This is a genomic window from Klebsiella sp. JB_Kp042, from assembly GCF_040065275.1.
Lineage (GTDB): Bacteria > Pseudomonadota > Gammaproteobacteria > Enterobacterales > Enterobacteriaceae > Klebsiella > Klebsiella quasipneumoniae.
In genome coordinates this window covers 1-25,983 of the sequence record NZ_JBEAJL010000082.1, presented here as the reverse complement: position 1 = coordinate 25,983, position 25,983 = coordinate 1, and the positions used below count along the sequence as shown (strand labels likewise).

The 25,983-nt window shown below is 58.0% G+C and carries 20 protein-coding genes and 1 pseudogene; 9 read left to right on the top strand and 12 right to left on the bottom strand.

What is annotated here, in order from left to right; translation table 11 throughout:
* Positions 1 to 70 precede the first annotated feature (70 nt).
* Complete coding sequence (locus ABLV54_RS13390) at positions 71 to 370, bottom strand: YsaB family lipoprotein (protein WP_072096573.1); 300 nt, start codon at positions 368 to 370, stop codon at positions 71 to 73.
* Positions 371 to 549: 179 nt separating this feature from the next.
* On the opposite strand from ABLV54_RS13390, the gene ABLV54_RS13385 reads away from it, so the two are divergent.
* The gene (locus ABLV54_RS13385; RefSeq protein WP_032454339.1) at positions 550 to 1,545 is read left to right on the top strand and encodes an acyltransferase; all 996 of its coding nucleotides are present in this window, start codon (positions 550 to 552) and stop codon (positions 1,543 to 1,545) included.
* A 27-nt stretch (positions 1,546 to 1,572) separates the two neighbouring features.
* On the opposite strand, the gene yiaA is transcribed toward ABLV54_RS13385, so the two are convergent.
* From yiaA to xylA, 4 genes are all read right to left on the bottom strand, one after another.
* On the bottom strand, positions 1,573 to 2,016 hold the full coding sequence (yiaA, locus tag ABLV54_RS13380) for an inner membrane protein YiaA (RefSeq protein ID WP_032454340.1): 444 nt from the start codon (positions 2,014 to 2,016) through the stop codon (positions 1,573 to 1,575).
* Positions 2,017 to 2,049: 33 nt separating this feature from the next.
* Positions 2,050 to 2,421, bottom strand: coding sequence for an inner membrane protein YiaB (gene yiaB, locus ABLV54_RS13375; RefSeq protein ID WP_032454341.1), 372 nt, complete (start codon positions 2,419 to 2,421; stop codon positions 2,050 to 2,052).
* A gap of 168 nt (positions 2,422 to 2,589) precedes the next feature.
* On the bottom strand, positions 2,590 to 4,044 hold the full coding sequence (gene xylB, locus ABLV54_RS13370) for a xylulokinase (protein ID WP_050533473.1): 1,455 nt from the start codon (positions 4,042 to 4,044) through the stop codon (positions 2,590 to 2,592).
* 92 nt (positions 4,045 to 4,136) lie between these two features.
* Positions 4,137 to 5,459: a xylose isomerase gene (gene xylA, locus ABLV54_RS13365; RefSeq protein WP_023291332.1), complete on the bottom strand. Its 1,323-nt coding sequence runs from the start codon at positions 5,457 to 5,459 to the stop codon at positions 4,137 to 4,139.
* A gap of 496 nt (positions 5,460 to 5,955) precedes the next feature.
* On the opposite strand from xylA, the gene xylF reads away from it, so the two are divergent.
* From xylF to xylR, 4 genes are all read left to right on the top strand, one after another.
* The gene (xylF, locus tag ABLV54_RS13360; RefSeq protein ID WP_023291333.1) at positions 5,956 to 6,951 is read left to right on the top strand and encodes a D-xylose ABC transporter substrate-binding protein; all 996 of its coding nucleotides are present in this window, start codon (positions 5,956 to 5,958) and stop codon (positions 6,949 to 6,951) included.
* Between the two features lie 64 nt (positions 6,952 to 7,015).
* Positions 7,016 to 8,557 (top strand): xylose ABC transporter ATP-binding protein, encoded by a 1,542-nt coding sequence (locus ABLV54_RS13355; RefSeq protein WP_044525029.1) that lies wholly within the window; start codon positions 7,016 to 7,018, stop codon positions 8,555 to 8,557.
* Positions 8,535 to 9,716, top strand: coding sequence for a xylose ABC transporter permease XylH (xylH, locus tag ABLV54_RS13350; RefSeq protein ID WP_017900029.1), 1,182 nt, complete (start codon positions 8,535 to 8,537; stop codon positions 9,714 to 9,716). Before ABLV54_RS13355 ends, xylH begins: the two co-directional genes overlap by 23 nt.
* Positions 9,717 to 9,949: 233 nt before the next feature.
* Positions 9,950 to 11,128 carry a D-xylose utilization transcriptional activator XylR gene (gene xylR, locus ABLV54_RS13345; protein ID WP_023291336.1) on the top strand — a complete coding sequence of 393 codons (1,179 nt, stop codon included), beginning with the start codon at positions 9,950 to 9,952 and terminating at the stop codon, positions 11,126 to 11,128.
* Between the two features lie 61 nt (positions 11,129 to 11,189).
* Here xylR and ABLV54_RS13340 read toward each other — a convergent pair whose 3' ends face one another.
* On the bottom strand, positions 11,190 to 12,008 hold the full coding sequence (locus ABLV54_RS13340; RefSeq protein ID WP_060589859.1) for a protein bax: 819 nt from the start codon (positions 12,006 to 12,008) through the stop codon (positions 11,190 to 11,192).
* 313 nt (positions 12,009 to 12,321) lie between these two features.
* Between ABLV54_RS13340 and ABLV54_RS13335 the strand changes: the two genes are divergently transcribed.
* Together ABLV54_RS13335 and avtA are read left to right on the top strand one after the other, a co-directional pair.
* A complete protein-coding gene (locus ABLV54_RS13335) occupies positions 12,322 to 14,355 on the top strand; it encodes an alpha-amylase (protein ID WP_044525030.1) in 2,034 nt (677 codons plus the stop codon).
* Positions 14,356 to 14,522: 167 nt separating this feature from the next.
* Positions 14,523 to 15,779, top strand: coding sequence for a valine--pyruvate transaminase (gene avtA, locus ABLV54_RS13330; RefSeq protein WP_023291339.1), 1,257 nt, complete (start codon positions 14,523 to 14,525; stop codon positions 15,777 to 15,779).
* Positions 15,780 to 15,821: 42 nt separating this feature from the next.
* On the opposite strand, the gene ABLV54_RS13325 is transcribed toward avtA, so the two are convergent.
* Together ABLV54_RS13325 and ABLV54_RS13320 are read right to left on the bottom strand one after the other, a co-directional pair.
* Positions 15,822 to 16,307 (bottom strand): 4Fe-4S dicluster domain-containing protein, encoded by a 486-nt coding sequence (locus ABLV54_RS13325; protein ID WP_032454347.1) that lies wholly within the window; start codon positions 16,305 to 16,307, stop codon positions 15,822 to 15,824.
* 110 nt (positions 16,308 to 16,417) lie between these two features.
* Positions 16,418 to 17,233, bottom strand: coding sequence for a helix-turn-helix domain-containing protein (locus tag ABLV54_RS13320; protein ID WP_248860971.1), 816 nt, complete (start codon positions 17,231 to 17,233; stop codon positions 16,418 to 16,420).
* A gap of 251 nt (positions 17,234 to 17,484) precedes the next feature.
* Between ABLV54_RS13320 and ABLV54_RS13315 the strand changes: the two genes are divergently transcribed.
* Both ABLV54_RS13315 and ABLV54_RS13310 read left to right on the top strand, forming a co-directional pair.
* On the top strand, positions 17,485 to 18,885 hold the full coding sequence (locus ABLV54_RS13315; RefSeq protein ID WP_032454349.1) for an MFS transporter: 1,401 nt from the start codon (positions 17,485 to 17,487) through the stop codon (positions 18,883 to 18,885).
* Between the two features lie 9 nt (positions 18,886 to 18,894).
* Complete coding sequence (locus ABLV54_RS13310) at positions 18,895 to 20,844, top strand: glycoside hydrolase family 127 protein (protein ID WP_050533474.1); 1,950 nt, start codon at positions 18,895 to 18,897, stop codon at positions 20,842 to 20,844.
* Between the two features lie 75 nt (positions 20,845 to 20,919).
* Here ABLV54_RS13310 and selB read toward each other — a convergent pair whose 3' ends face one another.
* The 4 genes and pseudogenes from selB to ABLV54_RS13290 form a co-directional block, all read right to left on the bottom strand.
* On the bottom strand, positions 20,920 to 22,761 hold the full coding sequence (gene selB / locus ABLV54_RS13305; protein WP_050533475.1) for a selenocysteine-specific translation elongation factor: 1,842 nt from the start codon (positions 22,759 to 22,761) through the stop codon (positions 20,920 to 20,922).
* Entirely contained in the window at positions 22,758 to 24,146 is a 1,389-nt protein-coding gene (gene selA, locus ABLV54_RS13300; protein ID WP_004205032.1) for an L-seryl-tRNA(Sec) selenium transferase, read from the bottom strand. Before selA ends, selB begins: the two co-directional genes overlap by 4 nt.
* A gap of 105 nt (positions 24,147 to 24,251) precedes the next feature.
* On the bottom strand, positions 24,252 to 24,860 hold the full coding sequence (locus tag ABLV54_RS13295; RefSeq protein ID WP_017900037.1) for a glutathione S-transferase: 609 nt from the start codon (positions 24,858 to 24,860) through the stop codon (positions 24,252 to 24,254).
* Between the two features lie 92 nt (positions 24,861 to 24,952).
* Positions 24,953 to 25,927, bottom strand: a pseudogene (locus ABLV54_RS13290) (HlyD family secretion protein); the annotation flags it as partial.
* Positions 25,928 to 25,983: the final 56 nt, after the last annotated feature.

The following is a 25,983-nucleotide window of genomic DNA, read 5'->3' as shown; positions in this document are numbered from 1 at the left end:
TGCGAGATATACAGTACGAAACGGCGTAGTTTCAGGAAAACGGACGAAATTTACGCCAGGCGGGGTCGATTCAGCGCATCGAAAGATGCATAAACTGGCCGTCGGGGTCAAAGGAACAGATGAAACGTTCATTCTTGCCGGTACGACCCGACAGCTCATAGCTCGCCTGGAATTGTTCAAGATGGTTCACGTCAACTAACTGCGTTTGCGTGTTATAGCGGATAGCGGCCTGATCCTTGCAAAGCTGCGCCATATTGAGCGTAGTTTGCGGTGTAATATGCGCGCGCTGCGCCTTTTGCGCCGGCGGGGAAACGGTCTCGCTGCAGCCCGCAAGGAGCAGCGCCAGCATTATGGAAACGACACCTTTCACCACGTTCTCCTCCACCGCCTTGTCAGCAAGTTGTTATCGCAAAGATCCAGTATTACAGGTATTTTGCGAATATCATGAAACAGCGACAAGTCTGTGATCAAAAACTCAGACTAATCTCGTGCGACACCGGGGCATAAGGCGGGTCAGACCTTATATCGCCAGTAGACTTTGAGGGACTGATGCAAGAAAAGATACACTGGATCACCAACCTGCGCGGCATTGCCTGCATGATGGTGGTAATGATCCACAGTACCAGCTGGTATATCACTCATCCGCATACGATTACCCTGCTGCAATGGGATATCGCCAATCTGCTCAATTCCGCCTCCCGCGTCAGCGTGCCGCTGTTTTTTATGATCTCGGGGTATCTGTTTTTTGGGGAACGCAGCGCTCAGCCCCGCCATTTCTGGCGGATTGGCCTGTGCATTGCGTTCTATAGCGCGCTGTCTCTGCTGTATATCGCGCTGTTTACCCATATCAACGTCGGGCTGTCGTTAAAGAATTTGCTGCAGAAGCCTGTCTTCTACCACCTGTGGTTTTTCTTTGCTATCGCCGTTATCTATCTGCTCTCGCCGCTTATTCAGGTTAAATCCGTCAACGGCAAAATGCTGCTGGCGCTGATGGCGATCCTCGGCATTCTGGCCAACCCCAACATGGTTGGCGTCAAAGCCGCCGGGATTGAGTGGCTGCCGGTCAACCTCTATATCAATGGCGACACCTTTTATTACGTGCTCTACGGCGTGCTGGGCAGGGCTATTGGCACCCTGGATACCGATAAAAAATGGCTGACCCCGCTCTGCGCCGCGCTGTTCCTCGCCGCCGTGTGGGTCATCTCCCGCGGCACGCTGCATGAGCTGCGCTGGCGCGGGGACTTCGGCGACACCTGGTATCTCTACTGCGGGCCGGCGGTGTTCGTTTGCGCGGTCGCCCTGCTGACGCTCGCCAAAAACTGGCTGAACGCGCGTCCCCTGCCCGGTATCGAATGTATTGCACGTCATTCTCTGGGAATTTACGGCTTCCATGCCCTGATTGTGCATGCGCTGCGCGCCAGCCATCTGGAACTGAGCCGCTGGCCGCTGCTGGATATTGTGTGGATTTTCAGCGCCGCCCTGCTCGGCAGCCTGCTGCTGTCCGGCCTGGTGCAGCGGGTTGATAGCCGGCGGCTGGTCAGTTAACGACCTGCCGCCGAGAGCGGGCCTGACTCACAGTTCAGGCCCCTCTTCCGGCACGCTGAGAGGCTCTCTTACACGGGTCGGGTCCCAGGCATCACGCACGTTTTTCTGCACCGCAACGGCGCCAAACAGGCTCAAAAAGTACGCCAGTCCATAGAACCCTTTCTCGCTGAGCAGCAGACTGGCGTTCCACAACCCGATAACCAGCAGGCCAACGGCGATGACGAAGGCCACCAGACAGGTGGTGTAGTACAGCGCGGTGGTCGGAATGGCTTCATATTTATCGCGCACCGTCTTCTGATAAGACGCTGCGGCAAACAACCCCAGCACCAGGACAGCAAAATAATAGCCTTTTTCATTCAACTGCATATCCGCATTCCACAGGCCGACCAGATAGGTGGCGATGCCGCCGATCAGGGCAATCCAGGAGATTAAATGAAAGGCCGGAGAATACGTCGCGTGCTTGTTTTCCATTACTTTTACCTCTTACGCGCCCACGGATGGCGCTTATTCCGTTTTTTGCATCGCGCAGGCGACGCGGATCCGTTCGGGGGTTGCCGATGCGCCATATAAGCAGACAAACCATGCCGCGATATAGACGGCTTTTTCATGCCAGCCTGCCGGCACATACCAGGCGCCCACCAGCAGCAGGCCGACCGATAGCAGCAGCACCAACCGGCATAAGGCAATAAAACCGTCGTCCTGTTCCTGCCACCGTCTGGCGCGCTGATGGGCGAGGACGGCAAACATCCCCATCACCAGTACGCCGAGAAAATAACCTTTACCGCTAAACAACGGGCAGGTTCGCCAGATACCGAGCAGATAAACCAGCGATCCTGCTGCCATCATCACCCTGGCAATATTGCGTTTTGTGTTCATCTCACCTCCCTGGTCGACAGGGGCTGATTATGACCGACTCCCCCGGCGATGCCTCAGGTTACGCACGGCCAAACGGAGATTTCGGAATAAACAAATACGCTTTTTGGGATGGATGTAGCCGGGACATTCAGGGAAGTAATCCGCCCGGCGTTGCCGGACGGACTGAGGCTATGACATCAGCGGTTTCAGCTGCTGATAAATCTGGCGGAAGGTTTCCCGCTGTGGCGCATAGTGGGCCACTCGGCGATCGTCCGGGCGATGCGCTTGCTCAAGCGGCAGCGGCGACAACAGCCCGGCGCGGTCGGCTTCGCCGTGCACCGCCAGCTGCGCCAGCCTGGCCGCCCCCAGCGCCGGGCCGACGTCGCCCCCGGTACGATAATCGAGCTGCTGGCCGCTGATATCCGCCAGCATTTGTCGCCAGTAAGCGCTACGCGCCCCGCCGCCGATAAGGGTGATGCTCTGCGGCTTGATGCCGCAGGCGTGAACCACGTCCATGCCGTCCGCCAGCGCATAGCCCACCCCCTCCAGCACCGCCCGCGCCAGCTCTGCCGGCCCATGCTGATGCGTCAGGCCGAAGAAGACGCCCTTGGCCTGCGGGTTGTTGTGCGGCGTGCGTTCGCCCGACAGATAGGGCAGGAACCACACCGGACCGGCGCTCTCGACGGCTGACTGCGCCGCCGCAATCAGCGCCGGCACGCTGGCGAGACCGGTTAATTTCGCCGCCCAGTCCAGACAGGAGGCCGCGCTGAGCATCACCGACATCAGATGCCAGCGGCCCGGCAGCGCATGGCAAAAGCTATGCACTGCGCTTTCAGGCTTGCTGAGGAACCCTTCGCTGACCGCGAAATACACACCAGAAGTGCCCAGCGACAGCATCGCCTGACCGGCATCGGCCATGCCGACCCCGACCGCGCCGGCGGCGTTGTCGCCGCCGCCCCCCACCACCAGCGCCTGTGGCATATTCCACGCCTGCGCCACCTCCGGACGCAGCTGCCCGGTGACGTCGCTGCCTTCAAACAGCGCCGGCATCGCGTCCCGGCTGAGATCGCAGGCGGCGAGCATCTCATCGCTCCAGTCGCGTCGGGCGACATCCATCCACAGGGTACCGGCGGCGTCAGACATATCGCTGGCAAGCTCGCCGGTCATCCGCAGACGCAGATAATCCTTCGGCAACAGCACTTTATCGACCTGGCTGAACACCGCCGCCTCGTGGCGCTGCACCCACAAGAGCTTCGGCGCCGTAAAGCCCGGCATCATCAGGTTGCCTGTGATTTGCCGGGAAGCGCTGACTTTTTCCTCCAGCAGCTGGCACTCTTCGCCGCAGCGGCCGTCATTCCATAAAATGGCAGGACGCAGCACCTGTAGCGATTTATCCAGCAGGGTGGCGCCGTGCATCTGCCCGGCGATCCCCAGCGCCTTCACGTCGCGCAGACTATGCTGCGCGCCCAGGGCTTTCATCGCCGTGTCCGTAGCCTGCCACCACTGCTCGGGATCTTGTTCCGACCACAGCGGATGCGGACGCGAGACGGTGAGTTTTTCGGTATGCGATGCCACCACATCACCCTGCTCATTGAGCAGAATGGCTTTGACGCCCGATGTCCCCAGATCGATGCCGATATACATACTACCTCTCCTTAAACGCGCGCCACGGCTGAGCGTGGCGCGAACAGAGCATCCTGGTGGCGGTCCCGGTCACGCCGGGCGCCGCCGCATGATTACTTGTCAAACAGATAATGGTTGACCAGGTTTTCCAGTTGTTCCTGCTGGCCGCTGCGATGCTGCGGCGCCAGCTGATGCTGAGCGGCGTACTGGGCAATGTCGCTGAGGGTCATCTGCCCGTTAAGGATCTGCTGCCCCAGCTCGCCGTTCCAGCCGGCGTAGCGTTTGGCCACGCGTTTATCCAGCTCACCGTCTTCGATCATCCGCGCCGCGACCTTCAGCGACAGCGCCATGGTATCCATCGCGCCGATATGGCCGTAGAACAGATCGTATTTGTCGGTGCTCTGACGGCGCACTTTCGCATCAAAATTGAGGCCGCCGGTGGTGAAGCCGCCCGCTTTGAGAATTTCATACATCACCAGCGCGTTCTCTTCGACGCTGTTCGGGAACTGGTCGGTATCCCAGCCCAGCTGCGGATCGCCGCGGTTGGCGTCGACGGAACCGAACAGCCCTAGCGCGATGGCCGTCGCGATCTCATGATGGAACGAGTGGCCGGCAAGGGTCGCATGGTTGGCTTCAATGTTCAGTTTAATCTCTTTTTCCAGACCAAACTGCTTGAGGAAGCCGTACACGGTAGAGGCGTCATAATCATACTGATGCTTGGTAGGCTCCTGCGGTTTGGGCTCGATCAGCAGCGTGCCTTTAAAGCCGATTTTATGCTTATGCTCCACCACCAGCTGCATAAAGCGCCCTATCTGTTCACGCTCCTGGCGCAGGTCGGTATTCAGCAGGGTTTCATAGCCCTCGCGACCGCCCCACAGGACATAGTTTTCGCCGCCCAGCTGATGGGTGGCATTCATGGCGGTAACCACCTGGGTGGCCGCCCAGCTAAACACTTCCGGGTCCGGGTTGGTGGCCGCGCCGGCGCCGTAGCGCGGGTTGGTGAAGCAGTTTGCGGTCCCCCACAGGAGCTTGACGCCGCTCTGCTGCTGCTTCTCCGCCAGCACCTCGACCATCCGGGCGAAGTTATTGCTGTACTCCTTGAGCGAACTCCCTTCCGGCGAGACGTCAACGTCGTGGAAGCAGTAGTAAGGCACGTTGAGTTTATGGAAAAATTCGAACGCCACATCGGCTTTGCGTTTGGCCATCTCCAGGGCGTCGCCAGGCTGCTGCCATGGGCGGTCGAAGGAGCCCACGCCAAACATATCGGCGCCATTCCAGCAGAAGGTGTGCCAGTAACAGGCCGCAAAACGCAGATGATCTTCCATCCGTTTGCCCAGCACCAGTTCATCCGGGTTGTAATGACGGAAAGCCAGCGGGTTAGCGGATTTCGGGCCTTCGTAACGAACGCGATCGAGTTGATCGAAATAGGTCTGCATAGAGAACTCCATATTCAGAGATGCGGCGAATAACCAATCAGGTACCCTAAATAATTCGAGTTGCAGGAAGGCGGCAGGAGCGCGAGTCCCCGATAACCAGGGGGCGAAGCAACGAATGTCACCAACACACCTACAACTTGAAGTATGACGGGTTTAAGCCAATATAGAATTTCGCTTTCATTTTCCTCAATTACGTTATTTCACACCGCCATTGAGAGAATCCACAAACGTGCGCCAGCTCGCAAAAAATAATATCGGCGCGTTCTTCTGCCGTCCTGTCAGAGAGGTCCAGTGCAATAATAAGAGTGTGCATGAATAAAATACGATCGCCGTCATAATTTGCGCATTAAACGAAATTTCATAACCGCAAAATAAGAACCGGTAATTGCCAGCCCTGCTTTCCGCGTTAAGAATCTGTAACGTATCCGCAACCTCATGTATCAAACATTATTTTTCCGTTCGTCTTACCTACCCTTACAAAAAAGGTATCGTTATTATGAAGATAAAGAACCTTTGCCTTACGCTTTGCGCCAGCTCCCTCCTGCTCGCCAGCATGGCGGGGATGGCGAAAGAAGTGAAGATTGGCATGGCCATCGACGATCTGCGTCTGGAACGCTGGCAGAAAGACCGCGATATTTTCGTCAATAAAGCGGAATCCTTAGGCGCCAAAGTTTTTGTCCAGTCCGCCAATGGCAATGAAGAAACGCAGATGTCGCAAATTGAAAACATGATCAACCGCGGCGTCGATGTCTTAGTGATTATTCCTTATAACGGTCAGGTGCTCAGTAACGTTATTAAAGAGGCCAAGCAGGAAGGTATTAAAGTGCTGGCCTATGATCGCATGATTAATAATGCCGATATTGATTTCTATATTTCTTTCGACAATGAAAAAGTCGGCGAAATGCAGGCGCAAAGCCTGGTCGACAAAGTGCCGCAGGGTAATTATTTTCTGATGGGCGGCTCGCCGGTGGATAATAACGCCAAGCTGTTCCGCGCCGGCCAGATGAAGATCCTCAAGCCGTATGTCGATGAGGGCAAAATTAAGATTGTCGGCGATCAGTGGGTTGACGGCTGGCTGCCGGAAAACGCGCTGAAAATAATGGAAAACGCGCTGACGGCGAATAATAACAAAATCGATGCCGTGGTGGCCTCCAATGACGCAACCGCCGGCGGCGCCATCCAGGCCTTAACCGCCCAGGGGCTGGCAGGCAAAGTGGCGATCTCCGGTCAGGATGCTGACCTGGCGGGCGTGAAGCGCATTATTTCCGGTACCCAGACGATGACCGTCTATAAACCGATTACCACCCTGGCCACCAACGCCGCCGAAATCGCCGTTGAGCTGGGCAACGATAAGCAGCCGAAGTCTGACACCACGCTGAATAACGGCTTAAAAGATGTCCCTTCGCGCCTGTTAACGCCAATTGAAGTGAATAAAGAGAATATCGACGCCACGGTGATAAAAGACGGTTTCCATAAAAAGAGTGAACTGTAATGGCTGACGCCCCGCTAAGGGGCGTCATTTTCATCCCGCCGGATATCACTTTTGCGGAGTCTTTATGGCCTGGCTACTCGAAATGAAGAACATCACCAAAACCTTCGGCGCCGTTAAGGCCGTGGATAATGTCAGCCTGCGCCTGAACGCTGGCGAGGTGGTCTCGTTATGCGGTGAAAATGGTTCGGGAAAATCGACGCTGATGAAGGTGCTGTGCGGTATCTATCCGCACGGAAGCTATGAGGGCGAGATTATTTTTGCCGGCGAAACGCTGCAGGCAAACCATATTCGCGATACCGAACGTAAAGGCATCGCCATTATTCATCAGGAGCTGGCGCTGGTGAAACATCTCACCGTGCTGGAGAACATTTTCCTCGGCGCCGAAATATCCCGCCACGGCCTGCTGGATTATGAAACCATGACGCTGCGCTGCCAGAAGCTGCTGGCGCAGGTCAATCTGCCCATTTCGCCCGACACCCGCGTCGGCGACCTCGGCCTCGGCCAGCAGCAGCTGGTGGAGATCGCCAAGGCGCTGAATAAACAGGTGCGCCTGCTGATCCTCGACGAACCAACCGCCTCCTTAACCGAACAAGAGACCGCGACGCTGCTGGCGATCGTTCGCGATCTGCAAAACCACGATATCGCCTGCATCTATATTTCGCACAAGCTCAATGAGGTCAAAGCGATCTCCGATACGATCTGCGTGATCCGCGATGGCCAGCATATCGGCACCCGCGACGCCAGCGGCATGAGCGAAGACGACATCATCACCATGATGGTTGGGCGGGAGCTCACCGCGCTCTATCCCAGCGAACCGCACGCCCACGGCGAAGAGATCCTGCGGGTCGAACATTTAACCGCCTGGCACCCGGTAAACCGTCATATTAAACGGGTCAACGACGTCTCGTTTTCCCTGCATCGCGGGGAGATCCTCGGCATCGCCGGGCTGGTCGGCGCCGGACGGACCGAGGCGGTGCAGTGCCTGTTCGGCGTCTGGCCGGGGCGCTGGCAGGGGGAGATCTTCATTGATGGCCAGCCGGTCAGCATCACTAACTGTCAGCAGGCCATTGGCCACGGCATCGCCATGGTGCCGGAAGACCGCAAAAAAGACGGTATCGTGCCGGTGATGGCGGTGGGTAAGAACATTACCCTGGCGGCGCTCAGCCAGTTCACCGGCGCGATGAGCAGCCTGGACGACGCCGCCGAGCAGCACTGTATTGAGCAGTCCATTCAGCGATTGAAAATTAAAACCTCCTCGCCGGAGCTGGCGATTGGCCGCCTGAGCGGCGGCAACCAGCAAAAGGCGATTCTGGCCCGCTGTCTGCTGCTGAATCCACGCATTCTGATCCTCGACGAACCCACCCGCGGCATCGATATCGGGGCGAAGTATGAAATTTATAAACTGATTAACCAGCTGGTGCAGCAGGGCATCGCGGTCATTGTCATTTCATCCGAACTGCCCGAGGTGCTTGGTCTTAGCGATCGGGTGCTGGTCATGCACGAAGGCAGGCTAAAAGCCAATTTGGTTAATCAACATCTGACCCAGGAACAGGTGATGGAAGCCGCGCTGAGGAGCGAACGCCATGTCGAAGAACACGTCGTCTGAAATCAAACTTACCCCAACCGCCCCCACCGCCCTGCCGGCGCTGAAGGGGCTTAACCTCCAGGTCTTCGTGATGATCGCCGCGATCGTCGTCATTATGCTGTTTTTCACCTGGGTTACCGATGGCGCCTACCTGAGCGCGCGCAATATCTCCAACCTGCTGCGCCAGACGGCCATCACCGGCATCCTCGCCGTCGGCATGGTGTTTGTGATTATTTCGGCAGAAATCGACCTCTCCGTCGGCTCGATGATGGGGCTGTTGGGCGGCGCCGCGGCGATCTTTGACGTCTGGCTCGGCTGGCCGCTGCCGCTCACCATTCTGGTGACGCTGGTGATGGGGCTGCTGCTCGGCGCGTGGAACGGATGGTGGGTGGCCTATCGCAAGGTCCCCTCGTTTATCGTCACCCTCGCCGGGATGCTGGCGTTTCGCGGCATTCTGATCGGCATCACCAACGGGACCACCGTCTCGCCCACCAGCCCGGCGATGGCGCAGATCGGCCAAAGCTACCTGCCAGATGGCATTGGCTTTGGCATCGGCGTTGTCGGCATGGCGGCGTTCATTATCTGGCAGTGGCGCGGACGGATGCGTCGGCAGGCGTTAGGTCTGGCGACCGCGTCCTCCACCGCGGCCGTTGGCCGCCAGGCCATTACCGCGGTGATTGTGCTGGGCGCAATCTGGCTGCTCAATGACTATCGCGGCGTGCCGACGCCGGTACTGATCCTCGCCGCCCTGCTGCTGGCAGGCCTGTTCATGGCCACTCGCACCGCCTTTGGCCGCCGCATCTACGCCATCGGCGGCAACCTGGAGGCGGCACGCCTGTCCGGGATTAACGTCGAGCGTACCAAGCTGGCGGTGTTTGCCATTAACGGCCTGATGGTCGCCATTGCCGGACTGATCCTCAGCTCGCGCCTTGGCGCGGGCTCCCCCTCGGCGGGCAACATCGCCGAACTGGACGCCATCGCCGCCTGCGTCATCGGCGGTACCAGCCTGGCGGGCGGTATCGGCAGTGTCGCCGGGGCGGTAATGGGGGCGTTTATTATGTCGGCCCTGGATAACGGCATGAGCATGATGGACGTTGCCACCTTCTGGCAATATATCGTCAAAGGCGCCATTTTGCTGCTGGCGGTGTGGATGGACTCCGCCACCAAGCGGCGCGCGTAAGGAAGCGCTCTCTGAAGAATGTCTGAATTCTTTGCGCTACCACCAAACTTCGCCATAAGGCGCTTGAAATATCTCGGGCATTAGCCGGTAGTGTATACCCAACAGCATTCGGGTTGCAGACGGCGCATCCCAGCCGCGTATCGCGTACGTGGCTGGGGTGAATGAGAAAGCCAGGCCATCGGCAACATCATGAATGAAGGGGTATGACCGGGGTTAGAGCAGGAACATCATCTATGTTTGAAAAGCGTCACCGTATTACGCTGTTATTTAACGCCAACAAAGCTTATGACCGCCAGGTGGTTGAGGGTGTCGGTGAGTATCTGCAGGCCTCTCAGCTGGAGTGGGATATCTTTATTGAAGAGGATTTTCGAGCACGAATCGAAAACATCAAAGAGTGGTTAGGCGATGGCGTTATCGCCGACTATGACGATCCCGAAATCGAAAAGCTACTGGCCGATGTCAACGTCCCCATCGTCGGCGTCGGCGGCTCTTATCATCAGCCAGAGCAGTACCCGCCGGTCCACTATATCGCCACGGACAACACCGCGCTGGTGGAAAGCGCCTTTCTTCATCTGAAGGAAAAAGGAGTACACCGCTTCGCGTTTTACGGACTGCCCACCTCCAGCGGTAAACGCTGGGCGGTAGAGCGCGAGTATGCCTTCTGCCAGCTGGTGGCGAAGGAGAAGTACCGCGGCGTGGTCTACCAGGGGCTGGAGACGGCGCCGGAAAACTGGCAGCACGCGCAAAACCGGCTCGCCGACTGGCTGCAAACGCTGCCGCCGCAAACCGGCATTATCGCCGTCACCGACGCGCGCGCCCGCCACGTCCTGCAGGCCTGCGAGCTGCTGCATATCCCGGTGCCCGAGAAACTGTGCGTTATTGGCATCGATAATGAGGAGCTGACCCGCTACCTCTCGCGCGTCGCCCTCTCCTCCGTCGCCCAGGGCACCCGCCAGATGGGTTATCAGGCGGCAAAATTGCTCCACCGGCTGCTGAATAACGAGGCGCTCCCGCTGCAGCGCCAGCTGATCCCGCCGATGCGCGTCGTTGAACGACGTTCCACCGACTACCGGTCGTTAAACGATCCCTCCGTGATTCAGGCGATGCATTACATTCGCAACAATGCCTGCAAAGGCATCAAGGTGGAGCAGGTGCTCGACGCCGTCGGCATTTCACGCTCCAACCTGGAGAAACGCTTTAAAGAGGAGGTCGGAGAGACCATCCACACGGTGATCCACAGCGAGAAACTGGAAAAGGCGCGCAGCCTGCTGGTGTCCACCAGCCTGTCGATCAATGAAATTTCACAGATGTGCGGCTACCCGTCGCTGCAATATTTCTATTCGGTGTTTAAGAAAGAGTACGACGTGACGCCGAAGGAGTACCGTGACCGGCACAGCGAAGTCATGATGTAGAGAGCAAAGAAAAATGCCCGGGCTTGCGCGCCGGGCATGAATAATCACGTAGATAAGCACATTACATGTGCGCGGCAATTAACCGCTGGTTATCCTGATACATCGCGAAGAGATAGTTGTTGTAGCTCGACCCTCTGGTCGAATAGCCCTTCAGCTTATGAATCATGGTACTAGCCGTTACTTCCTGATCCGCCTTGCGCAGCTGCAGGCGCGATTTGCGGAAAGAGGAATAGGCCGGGTGGGTGTTCAGGTTTGTGACGTAAGCCTGCACCGACTGCTCCACCGACTCAAACTGCGAGTAGCCTTTCATCGCGCCGCGGCAGCGACCAGCGCCGCACTTCATGCCGAACAGATTGTTGTTCTCACGCGCCAGCTTGGAAGTACCCCAGCCACTTTCCGCCGCCGCCATGGTCGCGACCATGCTGTTCGGAATAATGTCGACACGCTCAAGTAGCGTGTTCCAGGGCACATGACGCGTATTGCCTGACCACTTCACCTTATAACGTGTCGCGATGTCTTTCAGGCGCGCCTTTTCACTCGGCGACCAGCGAGCATCGTACTGCTTGGATACAAGCCAGTTACGATCCGCAGTAATCGCCTGATTCTGCTTGGTAATATAAGGCATGACCGTCCGGAGAAACGCTTTTTTCCTTGGTGTTCCGGAAGGGTATTTTCGCAAGTCAGGAAGTGAACTGCTCTTTACACTATTGCGAGAATACTCTTGTTTACTGCTTACCTTAGTACTACTTATCTTCTTAACCGTTGGGGCTTTATGACTCTTTGTTGCTGTGTGCGTTGTTGCCAACACACTACCTGAAAAGACGCAGGTTAGTAACATAAGTATGGCGGCCCCATATCGTCGTATGGGATTCGATATCATCAGGTCTCCTGGTCGGATATATGCATTCCAACACCTTGTTTTTCACAAAAAAACGATAGCTGAATCGCTAATAGTATCAAAAATACGCACTGAGAGCATCAACAGAAATAGTCCAATTCCGAATTGCTGTCATCTGAAATCGGTTTCTGCGCCGCATCGCTAGCGCGAAAATGCTAGCTTCGTCTCATTTTTAGCCTATTTTTTGAGCGGTGTCACTCACCCCTTTTCATCCTCCTGGTAAAACGTTCGCCGGGAGGAGTTCACTCGCGCGGCAACAAGGCACACTAGCTAAAAACCGCTCAAGGATCCCGCAATGAAACTCGCTGCGCTTGCCACGTTATTCGTGCCTGGGATGGCCTTTGCCGCCTGGACTACCGCCGACTTCCCTGCTTTTACCGAAGAAGGGACGGGTCGCTTCATCAGCCAGAAAGTGGTTGAGAAGGGTACACGTCCCCTGCAGCTAAATTTTGACCAACAGTGCTGGCAGCCTTCCGGCGGCATTAAGCTCAACCAGATGCTCTCCATGGAACCCTGTCGCGGCACGCCGCCGCAATGGCGCATCTTCCGCCAGGGTCTGTATACCCTGGAAGTGGATACCCGCTCCGGCACGCCGACGATGATGATTTCGCTGGAAGAAAAAGAGGCCAGCGCCGCGGCGCCGCAGATCCGCCAGTGTCCGAAGTGGGATGGAAAACCTCTCACCCTCGACGTTAGTAAAACCTTCCCCGAGGGCAGCAAAGTTCGCGATTTCTACAGCGGCAATGTCGCGACCGTCAGCGGCGGCAAAATCACGCTGCAGCCCGCCTTCGGCAGCAATGGTCTGCTGCTGCTCGAGCGCGCCGAGACGGCCGCGCCGGCGCCGTTCGACTGGCACAACGCCACCGTCTACTTCGTCCTGACCGACCGCTTCGTGAACGGTAATCCGGCCAACGACAATAGCTATGGCCGACACAAAGACGGCATGCAGGAGATCGGCACCTTCCACGGCGGCGACCTGCAGGGATTAACCAGCAAGCTGGATTATCTGCAGCAGATGGGGGTCAATGCCCTGTGGATCAGCTCCCCGCTCGAGCAGATCCACGGCTGGGTCGGCGGTGGGACGAAAGGCGATTTCCCGCACTACGCCTACCACGGCTATTACACTCAGGACTGGTCGAAACTGGACGCCAACATGGGGACCGAAGCGGATCTCCGCCGGCTGGTGGATGAAGCGCATAAGCGCGGAATACGTATTCTGTTCGACGTGGTGATGAACCATACCGGTTACGCCACCCTGGCCGACATGCAGGAGTTCCAGTTCGGCTCCCTGTATCTGCAAGGGGATGAGCTGAAAAAAACCCTCGGCGAGCGCTGGACGGACTGGAAGCCCGGCGCGGGCCAGACCTGGCACAGCTTTAACGACTATATCAACTTCAGCGACAAGGCCGGTTGGGAGAAATGGTGGGGTAAGAAGTGGATCCGCACCGATATCGGCGATTACGACAACCCGGGCTATGACGACCTCACCATGTCGCTGGCCTTCCTGCCGGACCTGAAAACCGAATCGAAGGAGGCGTCGGGCCTGCCGAACTTCTATAGCCATAAACCGGACACTGCGGCGAAGGCGATCCCGGGCTATACGCCGCGCGACTACCTGACGCACTGGCTGAGCCAGTGGGTGCGCGACTACGGCATCGACGGCTTCCGCGTCGATACCGCTAAACATGTGGAGATGGATGCCTGGCAGCAGTTAAAAACCCAGGCCACCGCCGCGCTGGCGGAGTGGAAAAAAGCCAATCCGGATAAAGCGCTGGATGCGGCGCCGTTCTGGATGACCGGGGAAGCCTGGGGACACGGGGTGATGGAGAGCGATTACTATCGCCACGGTTTTGATGCGATGATCAATTTCGACTACCAGGACCAGGCGGCGAAAGCGGCTAACTGCATGGCCAACATTGACCTCACCTGGCAGCAAATGGCGGACAAGCTGCAGAGCTTTAACGTCCTGAGCTACCTCTCCTCGCACGATACGCGCCTGTTCCGCGAAGGCGGCACCACGGCGGCAGAGCTGCTGCTGCTGGCCCCTGGCGCCGTGCAGATCTTCTATGGTGACGAGTCGTCGCGCCCGTTCGGCCCCACCGGCTCGGACCCGCTGCAGGGCACCCGTTCAGAGATGAACTGGCAGGATGTCAACGGTAAAGCGGCCCGCAGCGTTACCCACTGGCAGAAGATCGGCCAGTTCCGCGCGCGCCATCCGGCGATCGGTATGGGCAAACAGACAACGCTGTCAATGCCGCGAGGTTACGGATTCGTGCGCGAGAGCGGTGAAGACAAAGTGATGGTCATCTGGGCCGGACAACAGCAGTAAAGCAGGAGTGGCTCCCTGCCCGGCGGGGAGCCAGTCAGCACAATACGCTGATAAAAGATCGATTCACAGGATAAAAACAAAAACATCCCCCTTCCCTTCGATTTGCACCACGCTGGCGCTGGCGTTATGGTTAGCCACTTTCCAGAACCACCGACAGACGATTCGCGATGACATTTTCCCTTTTCGGCGACAAATTCACCCGTCATTCAGGCATTACCCGCCTGATGGAAGACCTTAATGACGGTCTGCGCACGCCGGGCGCTATTATGCTGGGCGGCGGCAACCCCGCTCAGATCCCGGAGATGAATGACTACTTCCAGCAGCTGCTCTCCGACATGCTGGATAATGGCAAAGCCCTTGATGCGCTTTGTAATTATGATGGTCCGCAGGGCAAAAGCGAGCTGCTGAGCCTGCTGGCGAAGATGCTGCGCGACGAGCTGGGCTGGGAGATCGAACCACAGAATATTGCGCTAACAAACGGCAGTCAGAGCGCATTTTTCTACTTGTTTAATCTGTTCGCAGGCCGTCGGGCAGATGGCACCACCCGTAAGGTGCTGTTCCCGCTGACGCCGGAATATATCGGCTATGCCGATGCCGGCCTGGAAGAGGATCTGTTCGTTGCCACCCGGCCGAATATCGAACTGCTGCCGGAAGGCCAGTTCAAGTACCACGTTGATTTTGAGCATCTGCAGGTGACGGAAGAGACCGGGATGATCTGCGTCTCGCGTCCCACCAACCCGACCGGCAACGTCATCACTGATGAAGAGCTGATCAAACTGGATGCGCTGGCGAATCAGCATGGGGTCCCGCTGGTGATTGATAACGCCTACGGCGTGCCGTTCCCGGGCATTATTTTCAGCGACGCCCGACCGCTGTGGAATCCGAACATCGTGCTGTGTATGAGCCTGTCCAAGCTGGGCCTGCCGGGCAGCCGCTGCGGGATTATCATCGCCAACGAGAAAATCATCACCGCCATCAGCAACATGAACGGCATTATCAGCCTCGCGCCCGGCGGTATCGGGCCGGCAATGATGTGTGAAATGATTAAACGTCAGGATCTGCTGCGCCTGTCAGAGACAGTGATCAAACCCTTCTATTACCAGCGGGTGCAGGAGACCATCGCCATTATTCGCCGCTATCTGCCGGAGGAGCGCTGCCTTATTCACAAACCGGAGGGGGCGATCTTCCTCTGGCTGTGGTTTAAGGATCTGCCGATCTCCACCGAGCTGCTGTATCAGCGGCTGAAAAAGCGCGGCGTGCTGATGGTGCCGGGGGATTTCTTCTTCCCGGGACTCGATAAACCGTGGCCGCATACTCACCAGTGCATGCGCATGAACTATGTGCCGGACCCGCAAAAAATCGAGGCCGGGGTGAAAATTCTCGCCGAAGAGGTTGAATTCGCCTGGCGCGAACAGGAAGCCTAATCCCTGACGCCGCTGACGGCTAACGCCCGTTAGCGGACCCGCTCACGCCAGCGCCAGCCGCTGGCGTTTTTGCGCGCATAGCGCCTCCAGCTCCGCGGGAGCCATCACCCGCAGCGCCTGCGTCGGGCAGGCGGCTACGCAGGCCGGCCCCTCGGCGCGGTGGTGGCATAAATCGCATTTCAGCGCCTGCGCCTGCTGGTTCACCACCGTGACGGTCATTGCGCCGTACGGGCAGGCCACCATGCAGCTTTTACAGCCGATGCAGCGGCGCTGATCGACCCACCAAACGTCCTCCTCCCGACGAATCGCCCCCTGCGGGCAGACGCTGGCGCAAGGCGCATCCTCGCACTGCCGACAGGCCGTCGCCGTTGATATCTCGCCGCTTTTCACCACCCGGATACGCGGCGTGAAATGGCCTGTCGACAGCATGGAGACATCCTGCGCCTGCTGGTGCGCCACCGCGCAGGCCACTTCACAGGTACGACAGCCAATACACTGCTGGGCATTGGCAATAAGAAACCGGTTCATCCTCTGCTCCCTGGGGATAAAACCGCAGGGTGCCAGAATAATCCCTGCCCGCGCTTTGATCCTGAATGGAATCAGCGCTGTTTTTAGTCACTAGCACAAGTGATTTTTCATTACGCTGAATTAATGTGCTCCTTACAGTAGCGGCGCTTCCAGGCTGCAGGCGTGAGGCTGGTGTGCTTGCGAAAGATCTTGCGAAAATAACCGACGTCATTAAAGCCGCACTGGCTCGCGACTTCGGTCAACGACAGTGAATCACTGATCAATAGCTTTTCCGCCGCTCTGACCCGCTGACGATGCAGCGCTTCGGTCAACGTCACGCGAAAAACGTGACGATAGACGCGTCCTAAATAGTCCGCATTACAGTGCAGCTCTTTCGCCAGTGTCGATGCTGAAACAGGCAAGTGGTAACGGGTATGGATGATCTGCTGCGCTTTCCAGGCCAGCGCAGCGCCGGGACTGTCGTCCGGTTTTTCGCTTGCCGCCGCGGCAATCTGCTGCAGTATCAGCAATAACAGGAGCTCCAGCGCCAGGCTGCGGTGAATATTCTCCTGTTCACGAAGAAACTGGCGAAACAGCGAAATAATGTATTGTGGATCGCTGACGCGGGTATGTTGCGGAACGTTAAGCAGCGCAGGCGGCAGAGACCGGACACTCTCCGTCAGTACTTCAAAATGCAGCCAATAAAATTTCAGGTCGGCGGGAAATTCCCCCACCCCAACATGAGAACGTACTGGCCACAGCAGTAAACTCTCCCCTGCATTAACGTTAAATATTTCACCCTCCTCGCAAATCGTTAACGTCCCCTTTTCGACAAAAATAATTTCCCAGGACTGCAGTTTACGCGCCGGATGACTGCCGACGCCACGGGAAATAAATAAGCCGCCATTTTGTACGCGAATCGGGAGAGGCATGGATAATTCAAGCATATATATTTAATTTTCCGCTAACGAAACGATAAAAAATCTCTTTCCAATTGATTATTAATCATAAATTAACGCCTTTCCGGATCGGAATCACACTTTTATGACGAAGTCGGAATCGTCCTCTTTTTATACTTTTCCCTTCCCTTGTTGCCTCGTTTATTCGGTGCAAAATAATTAATGTATTTGCAAAAGACAAAAAATGTCCGCCGGTCAGACAGCGGAATAATTCTGAACATCATCTTCGGGAGTTATTTATGACTACGGCTCCGATTACGACAAGCGACCTCACGAAGCACGTGCAGGACGCCAAATTATCTCTCCGTGAAAAAATAGGCTATGGTCTGGGCGACGCCGGTGGAACGGTCATCACCTGCCTGATCATGAACTTTCTCACTTTTTTCTATACTGACGTCTTTGGGCTCACCCCGGCGCTGGTCGGTACTCTGTTCCTTGCGCTGCGCGTGTTTGATGCTATTTCCGATCCGATCATGGGCGTCCTCGCCGATCGGACCCAAAGCCGATGGGGACGTTTTCGCCCCTGGCAGCTATGGATTGCGGTTCCCATTGCAGCGATCGGGGTGCTGACCTTTACCGTGCCGGATGCCGGCATGGGGGTAAAAATCGCCTGGGCCTTCGGCACTTACCTGCTGCTTTCAGTCAGCTATACCGCGATTAACGTCCCCTACTGCGCGCTCATTAATACGATGACCACTCGCCATAGCGAGGTGATATCCTGCCAGGCATGGCGCTTTGTACTGTGCGGCGTGGCAGGATTCCTGGTCTCCGTGGGCCTGCCGTGGTTGGTTAAAGCGCTCGGTCAGGGGAATACCGCCCAGGGTTATCAGTATGGTGTCGGCGTACTCTGCGCCATCGCGGCGGTGATGTTTTTGTGCTGCTTTTTCTGGGTACGTGAGCGTGTTTCCCTGGAGATGCTCGGCAAATTCACCCTGCGCGAACATATCGCCGGTCTGCGTAAAAACGATCAGTTGTTACTCATGCTGGCGATGTCATTCCTGTTGATCAACGTGTTTAATATTCGCGGTGGCGGCTACATGTACTTTATTACCTATGTACTGGGCGGCTCTACTGGCTATACATCGCTGTTTTTCACCATGGTCACCTTTTCCTCGATTCTGGGCGCCGCGATCGTCAATTGGCTGTCGCGCCACGTTGATACCGTCAAGCTCTATTACTACACCAATCTGGTATTGGCCTTACTGGCGGTGGGGATGTGGTTCCTGCCAACCGGTCCGTCCTGGCAAACGCTATGGCTGGCGGTCATTCTCGGCAATGGCATCATCCTGGGCTTTACCCTACCGCTGCATTTTTCGTTGATGGCCTTCTCTGATGATTATGGTGAATGGAAGACGGGTGTCCGTTCGTCAGGGATGAACTTTGCTTTCAACCTGTTCTTTATCAAGCTGGCATGGGCCTCCAGTGCGGGCATTATCAGCCTGGTATTTATCTACGTTGCTTATCAACCCGGCGCCAGCAACCAGACTCCATCCTCACTATCGGGGATCACGGCGATGGAAACCCTGCTGCCCGCGCTGTTCCATCTGTTGCTGGCCTTCGCTATCCGCGCCTGTAAGCTCAACAATCCCATGATGTCGCGCATTGCAACCGATCTGCGCGCACGTCACATTCAGTCTTAAGGAGAAATCATGGAAGTCGATCTGCACAAACTGAAAGTTAACGATCCGTTTCTGGGTCAGTATCAGCAACTGGTGCGTGATGTCGTCATTCCCTATCAGTGGGATGCCCTCAATGACCGGATCGCCGAGGCTGAACCCAGCCATGCGATAGAAAACTTCCGTATCGCCGCAGGTCAGCAGGCAGGGGAATTCTACGGAATGGTGTTCCAGGACAGCGATGTGGCGAAATGGCTGGAGGCAGTCGCCTGGTCATTGTGTCAGAAGCCAGATGCGGAACTGGAAAAAACCGCCGACGAGGTGATCGAGCTGATTGCCGCCGCGCAATGTGAAGATGGTTATCTGAACACCTATTTTACGGTGAAAGCGCCCGGGGAACGCTGGACTAATCTCGCCGAATGCCATGAATTGTACTGTGCCGGTCACTTGATTGAGGCTGGGGTGGCATTCTTCCAGGCAACCAGTAAACGCCGCCTGCTGGAGGTGGTATGTCGCCTCGCCGATCATATCGACAGCGTCTTTGGTCCGGACGGCAATCAACTGCACGGCTACCCGGGACACCCTGAAATAGAGCTGGCGTTAATGCGTTTGTACGATGTGACTCAGGAACCACGCTATATGGCGCTGGCTAATTACTTCGTTGAACAGCGTGGGACACAGCCGCATTTCTATGACATCGAATATGAAAAACGCGGCAAAACCTCCTTCTGGAATACCTATGGGCCGGCGTGGATGGTGATGGATAAACCCTACAGCCAGGCGCATTTGCCGCTTGCCGAACAGACCACCGCTGTGGGTCACGCGGTTCGCTTTGTTTATTTAATGGCCGGCGTAGCGCACCTTGCACGCCTGAGCAAGAACGAAGGCAAACGCCAGGACTGCCTGCGGTTATGGAAAAACATGGTCCAGCGTCAGTTGTATATTACGGGCGGCATTGGCTCACAGAGCAGCGGGGAAGCCTTCAGCAGCGATTACGATCTGCCGAATGATACCGTTTATGCGGAAAGCTGCGCCTCTATCGGGCTGATGATGTTCGCGCGCCGCATGCTGGAACTGGAAGCCGACAGCCAATATGCTGATGTGATGGAGCGCGCGCTTTACAATACCGTCCTGGGCGGTATGGCGCTGGACGGTAAACATTTCTTCTACGTCAACCCACTGGAAGTGCAGCCCAAGGCTTTAAAATTCAATCATAATTATGACCATGTTAAGCCTGTTCGTCAGCGCTGGTTCGGCTGTGCCTGTTGCCCACCGAATATCGCTCGTCTCCTGACCTCGCTGGGACATTATATCTATACGCCACGCGAAGAGGCGTTATATATCAATCTCTACGTCGGTAATCAGGCTGAGATCCCGGTAGGAGAAAAGACGTTACGTCTGCGTATCAGCGGTGACTATCCCTGGCAGGAACAGGTCAAAATTGTCATCGAGTCTCCGTCAGCATTGAACCATACGCTGGCGCTGCGTCTCCCGGACTGGTGCGAGGGGGCACAGCTCACCCTGAACGGCGCGCCGGTCACGCAGGATATACGCCAGGGCTATCTGCATATCCAACATCTCTGGCAGGAAGGCGACACCCTGATGCTAACGTTGCCGATGCCGGTTCGCCGGGTATATGGTAATCCGCTGGTTCGCCACCAGGCAGGCCAGGTGGCGCTGCAACGCGGTCCACTGGTTTATTGTCTAGAACAAGCTGATAACGGTGAGGCGCTGCATAACCTACTGCTGCCACGCGATGCCAGGTTCACGGTGTTTGAAGGAAAGGGGCTGTTTGCTCACAAAATGTTGATTCAGGCCCCAGGCTATAGAAAACATGCAGAAAACGCCGATGCGCAGAAGCTGTGGAGCTACGATCACCCTCTGGCCACCCCCCATTCCCAGACGTTGACCTTTATTCCCTGGTTTAGCTGGGCAAACCGCGGAGAAGGCGAAATGCGTATCTGGGTTCGGGAAGCCGAATAAGGCCAGGCACAACGCGACCCCCCTCTTCCCCGGCAACACACCGTTCGCTGTCCGCCGGGGAGCAGGCGTTAACGATCAGAGAAACAATGCCTTATCGCGCAGGATATGATCGTTGCCGCGACGGCGGGTGTAGCCAATCCGATCGAAATACTCGAGGATCTGGATCGCCAGCTTCCGCCCTACGTTTAAGGTATCGCGAAAATCCGCCGCGCAGGTTGAGCCGCGCAGCTGATCCAGCTCGCGCACCCGCTGGGCGAACTGCACAATGCGATCGTTGCGGTAGTAACGATCTTTGACGATCGCGGTAATCATCCCCTGCTGCGCCGCCTGGCGCAGCACCGCGCGCATCAGGGACTCTTCAACATGGACTTCGCGCGCGAGATCGCGCACCCACCAGGGATCATCGCCGAACAGGGTCTCCACCTTCCGCCAGACCGCCTGCTGCTCGTCGGTAAACCCGGCTTTATGCTCGGGCAGATGCAGCCAGCCGTGATGGCTGTGGACTAATCCGCTCTCGCGCATCTGCTCAATCAGCAGCAGCACCAGCGCTTCCTCTTCCATCGGCAGCGCAATGCGACGCAGGCGCTCCCGGCCAGGGCCCGGCTCGTCGCGATGCTGCTCATGGTAGCGCACCAGGGCATCCAGCAATTTTCGCTGCCAGCGGGCGGCAAGCGGCGCACTAAGCAGGCGCTGTCCGGCCTGCAGATAGTCCGGTCGCTGGATCAAGGCCGCCATTCCGGCTTCACTCAGCTGCCGCGCCCAGGCGAAGCGCTCAAGCCGGACGGCGTCCCGCTGCAGATGCAGCTCCAGGGCCTGCGCATCGTCAGCGCCGACCGCCGCCAGGGCGTGAAGCCACTGCAGATACTCCGGTTTACGCTTGCCGCGGCGCGGGGGATCCAGCGTCACCACCCGTGCGCCGGCCAGCGTCAAGCGAGCGGAGATATCGCGGAGCACCAGCCGGTCGTTATCCGCCAGCCACAGCGGAGTATCCAGCACCAGCTCCGCCAGGCCGCCCTCCAGGAGCGACACCCGGCCGGTGATGTGGCTGGCAGCGTGGTGAATATGCAGCGGCTGCCACTGGCTGAGCGGCGTATGGCACTGCAGTTCGACAATCACCCGCTCTGCAGGCTCCGGCGGCGGTGAGGAGAGCAGCCAGTCGCCGCGGTGCAATGCCTCTTTCTGCGCATCGCCGACAATATTCAGCGCAATGCGCTGCCCGGCGTGCGCCTGCTCAACCGCTTGATTCTGGGCATGCAGACCGCGGACGCGCATCGGCGTGTTGACGCCGGTGAGCCACAGGGTATCCCCGACCCGTACTTCGCCGGAGAGCGCCGTCCCGGTGACCACCAGCCCCGCCCCTTTGACGGTAAAGGCGCGATCCAGCGCCAGGCGAAAACGCCGCTGCTGCGGATGGGGGCGCTCCGCAAGCTGCAGCAGATGGCTGCGCAGTTCGGCAATACCGAGGTTTTCCACCGCCGCGGTGGGGAAGAAAGCGGCGGCGTCAAAGCCCAGTTCGCGCAGGGCCTGCTCGACCTCCGCCTGAACCTCCGCCACCCGGGCGGCCGTCACGCGGTCCGTCTTGGTGAGCGCCACGGTCAGCGTCGGCTTTCCGGTCAGCTGCAGGATCGCCAGGTGTTCGCGGGTTTGCGCCATCACCCCGTCATCGCAGGCCACCACCAGCAGCGCATGGTCGATCCCACCCACCCCCGCCAGCATGTTGGACAAAAACTTTTCGTGCCCGGGCACGTCAATAAACCCCAGCACCCGCCCGTCCAGCTGCGGCCAGTAGGCATAGCCGAGATCGATCGTCATTCCCCGCGCTTTCTCTTCCGGCAGACGATCGGCATTCACGCCGGTTATCGCCTGCAGCAGCGTCGTTTTGCCGTGGTCAACATGTCCAGCGGTGGCAATAATCATCGTAACAACATCTCCATAAACCGGGTTTCATCTTCCAGACAGCGCAGATCCAGCCAGAGCCGGCCGTCATAAATGCGGCCAATCACCGGGCATGGCAGCCTGCGCCAGCGGGCCGCCAAAGCCTCCAGCCGGCTGCCGCGGCCGTCATGGGGGGTAAAGGTCAACGCCGCGCCAGGCAGACGGTCGACGGGTAACGAGCCGCTGCCAATCTGCGACTGGCAGGCTGCCACGTTGACGGCAAAATCAGCATAGTGTGCCGCCAGGGCAGGCTGCAGGCGTTCAGCCTGCCGGCGGATCTCGTCCGCCGGGCGGGTGAGCAGGCGCAGCGTCGGTAAGGTTTCCCGCAGCGCTTCCGGATGCTGATAGAGGCGCAGCGTGGCTTCCAGCGCCGCGAGAGTCATTTTATCCGCGCGCAGGGCCCGCTTCAGCGGATGGCTCTGCAGGCGGGCAATCAGCGCGCGTTTGCCAACGATAATTCCGGCCTGCGGGCCGCCGAGCAGCTTGTCGCCAGAGAAACTGACCAGGCTCACCCCGGCGGCGATCATCTCTTGCGGCATCGGCTCTTTCGGCAGGCCATACTGACTGAGATCCACCAGCGACCCGCTGCCCAGGTCGGCCACTACCGGGACGTCCAGCTCGCGGCCGATGACCGCCAGCTCCGCTTCGTCGACGGCTTTGGTAAAGCCTTCAATGCTGTAGTTGCTGGTGTGGACCTTCATCAGCAGGGCGGTATTGTCATTCACCGCCTGGCGATAGTCTTTGGCGTGGGTGCGGTTGGTGGTGCCTACTTCGTGCAGCTGACAACCTGCCTGACGCATCACGTCGGGAATGCGGAACGCCCCGCCGATCTCCACCAGCTCGCCGCGGGAGACCACCACCTCCCTGCCGCTGGCGGTGGCCGCCAGCATCAGCAGCACGGCCGCCGCGTTGTTGTTCACGATACAGGCATCTTCCGCGCCGGTGATCTGGCACAGCAGATCGGCAATAGCGCGATCGCGATGGCCGCGCCCGGCGTCGTCGAGATCATATTCGAGCGTCACCGGCGCGCGCATCGCGCTGACGACCGCCTCCACCGCCGCCTCAGCCTGGATGGCGCGCCCGAGATTGGTGTGCAGCACCGTACCGGTGAGATTAAACACCGGACGCAGGGCGCTCTGCCGGCTGGCGGTCAGCCGCTGCGCGCAGGCACTCAGCCAGTCATGGCTCCAGTCAGGCAGTGTCTGACACTGGCGGATCTGTTCCCGCGCCTCGTCCAGCATCTGGCGCAGCTGCGTCACCACCTGCGAATGGCCGTGCTGCGCCAGCAGGGAGGAAAAAGCGGGGTCGCGGAGTAAGCGGTCAATGGCCGGAAGCCGGGTATAAAGCGCACGAATTTCGGTAGTCATGAATGGGCCTGGCAGTAAGTTATTTTCCCCCCTCCCGACGGGAGAGGGAGTCAACAATCAGCGGCGATTGTAACGCCTCCTTGCGCAAACTGTTACCTGCCTAGGTCAAGTCCGCGGCGGTTCGGTGCGCGCAAAGCTGGCGCGCTGGAACAGCGCATCCACCAACTTCACCAACTGCGGCCGGGTGGCGCACCAGCCCGGCGCCACCCGGCGAAAGTTCAGGTAGGCAATGGCGCAGGCCGTAGAGATGGTCGCCAGATTGACCTCGTCGCCGCGTAGCGTTCCGTCCGCCGCGCAGGCTTCCAGCCTGTCGAGGCCGCGCGCCACTTTCTCCCGCTGGCGGAGCAGCTCTTGCTCTGACTGTTGGGCCGCAGGGCGAGCTTTTTCGCGCACCAGCGCCTGGGCGGCCTCCATCACCCCATCTGCCAGCGCCTCAAGCTGGCGCATCCTGAGAGCGGCTCTGGGATCGGCGGGAATCATCGGCGGCGCCACGCCCAGCAGCTCGAGATACTGCGCGATAACCGGAGAATCAAACCAGCATTCGCCGTCATCTGTCACCAGCGCCGGCACTTTGCCCAGCGGGTTATAGCGCGACACGCCGTTGCTTTCGCTGTAGGGGGATTCGTTGACAAATTCAAAAGGGATGCGCTTTTCCAGCAGGATCACCGATATTTTGCGCACAAAGGGACTGGTGTAGCTGCCGATCAGTTTCATAGCCTGCTCCTTATCGCCAACAAAGATATGAGTATGGCTCAGGGCGAGGTAAAAGGCAGGTGAGCATCCCGCTCAACCTGCCGCCGATCGCATTAATGGTCGAGATAGAGGTAGTGCATCCAACTGGTCATGCGCAGCAGCACTTTACGCATCACCGAAACGTGGGCGAAATGGTCGGAGTAGACCGCCACCTGCGCATAGATGCCATCGGGTAGTGCATCGATTTCGGCATTCGGATCGAGCTCAATGGTCGCCAGCACGCCATCGCTGCCCGGCGTCACGGTCAGCGACTGCAACGCCCCCTGCGCCTGATAGGTTCCCCCCGGCACCACCGGTAAAATGCTCACCAGTTTGCCGTGGAATACCTGTCCGGGCAGGGCATTAAACACCGCTTCCGCGTCGTCGCCCTTCTCCAGCCTTAACAGCGAATTTTGCCTGAACTGGGCGACGATCAGCCTTTTTTGCTCAGGGATAAACACCATCACCGGCCGCAGCGGCAGCGAGGCAGCGTAGGTCCCCGGACGGATCAACACTTGAGTGATATACCCATCGCTGGGCGCCCGCACGGTAGTCTGGTCGAGATTGTACTTCGCCTCCGCCAGCTGGGCGCGCAGGCTAACCACCTGCGACTGCTCGCCGTTGATCATGCTATCCAGCTGGCTCTGGATCTGCGCCTGTTCCGCCACCGACGCCTTGACCAGCGCGTCCTGGGCCAGATAATTCTGCCGGGCGTTATCGATGTCGCTTTCTGAGAACGGATTCACCCGGGCCTGGCTCCCTTTCAGGTAACGTTGATAGTCTTTATATAAGCGATCGCGTTCCGCCGATACGCGGGTGGTGTTGGCCTGGGCTTCAGAGAGCTGCGCCTTGAGGGTGTTAATACTGTGCAGCGCTGTCACCAGGTCGGCCTGCAGACGGTCGACCCGCGCCTGATAGCGCGCCGGGTCAATAGTAAAAAGCACCTCGCCCTTTTTGACGCGCTGATTCGCTTTGTCGGTGACGCTGTCAACTACTCCGGTAACCTGCGGCGTGATAGGAATAGATATCACCGCCTTTTGCGCCAGAAAGGGGCTTTGTTGAATAAATCGAACTTTTGCTGAGTTGAAGGATCAGATCACGCATC

Excerpts from the sequence above, each read along its gene's own strand:
- ABLV54_RS13385 (WP_032454339.1), top strand. The coding sequence starts at position 550 with ATGCAAGAAAAGATACACTGGATCACCAACCTGCGCGGCATTGCCTGC.
- yiaA (WP_032454340.1), bottom strand. The coding sequence starts at position 2,016 with ATGGAAAACAAGCACGCGACGTATTCTCCGGCCTTTCATTTAATCTCC.
- yiaB (WP_032454341.1), bottom strand. The coding sequence starts at position 2,421 with ATGAACACAAAACGCAATATTGCCAGGGTGATGATGGCAGCAGGATCG.
- xylB (WP_050533473.1), bottom strand. The coding sequence starts at position 4,044 with ATGTATATCGGCATCGATCTGGGGACATCGGGCGTCAAAGCCATTCTG.
- xylA (WP_023291332.1), bottom strand. The coding sequence starts at position 5,459 with ATGCAGACCTATTTCGATCAACTCGATCGCGTTCGTTACGAAGGCCCG.
- xylF (WP_023291333.1), top strand. The coding sequence starts at position 5,956 with ATGAAGATAAAGAACCTTTGCCTTACGCTTTGCGCCAGCTCCCTCCTG.
- ABLV54_RS13355 (WP_044525029.1), top strand. The coding sequence starts at position 7,016 with ATGGCCTGGCTACTCGAAATGAAGAACATCACCAAAACCTTCGGCGCC.
- xylH (WP_017900029.1), top strand. The coding sequence starts at position 8,535 with ATGTCGAAGAACACGTCGTCTGAAATCAAACTTACCCCAACCGCCCCC.
- xylR (WP_023291336.1), top strand. The coding sequence starts at position 9,950 with ATGTTTGAAAAGCGTCACCGTATTACGCTGTTATTTAACGCCAACAAA.
- ABLV54_RS13340 (WP_060589859.1), bottom strand. The coding sequence starts at position 12,008 with ATGATATCGAATCCCATACGACGATATGGGGCCGCCATACTTATGTTA.
- ABLV54_RS13335 (WP_044525030.1), top strand. The coding sequence starts at position 12,322 with ATGAAACTCGCTGCGCTTGCCACGTTATTCGTGCCTGGGATGGCCTTT.
- avtA (WP_023291339.1), top strand. The coding sequence starts at position 14,523 with ATGACATTTTCCCTTTTCGGCGACAAATTCACCCGTCATTCAGGCATT.
- ABLV54_RS13325 (WP_032454347.1), bottom strand. The coding sequence starts at position 16,307 with ATGAACCGGTTTCTTATTGCCAATGCCCAGCAGTGTATTGGCTGTCGT.
- ABLV54_RS13320 (WP_248860971.1), bottom strand. The coding sequence starts at position 17,233 with ATGCTTGAATTATCCATGCCTCTCCCGATTCGCGTACAAAATGGCGGC.
- ABLV54_RS13315 (WP_032454349.1), top strand. The coding sequence starts at position 17,485 with ATGACTACGGCTCCGATTACGACAAGCGACCTCACGAAGCACGTGCAG.
- ABLV54_RS13310 (WP_050533474.1), top strand. The coding sequence starts at position 18,895 with ATGGAAGTCGATCTGCACAAACTGAAAGTTAACGATCCGTTTCTGGGT.
- selB (WP_050533475.1), bottom strand. The coding sequence starts at position 22,761 with ATGATTATTGCCACCGCTGGACATGTTGACCACGGCAAAACGACGCTG.
- selA (WP_004205032.1), bottom strand. The coding sequence starts at position 24,146 with ATGACTACCGAAATTCGTGCGCTTTATACCCGGCTTCCGGCCATTGAC.
- ABLV54_RS13295 (WP_017900037.1), bottom strand. The coding sequence starts at position 24,860 with ATGAAACTGATCGGCAGCTACACCAGTCCCTTTGTGCGCAAAATATCG.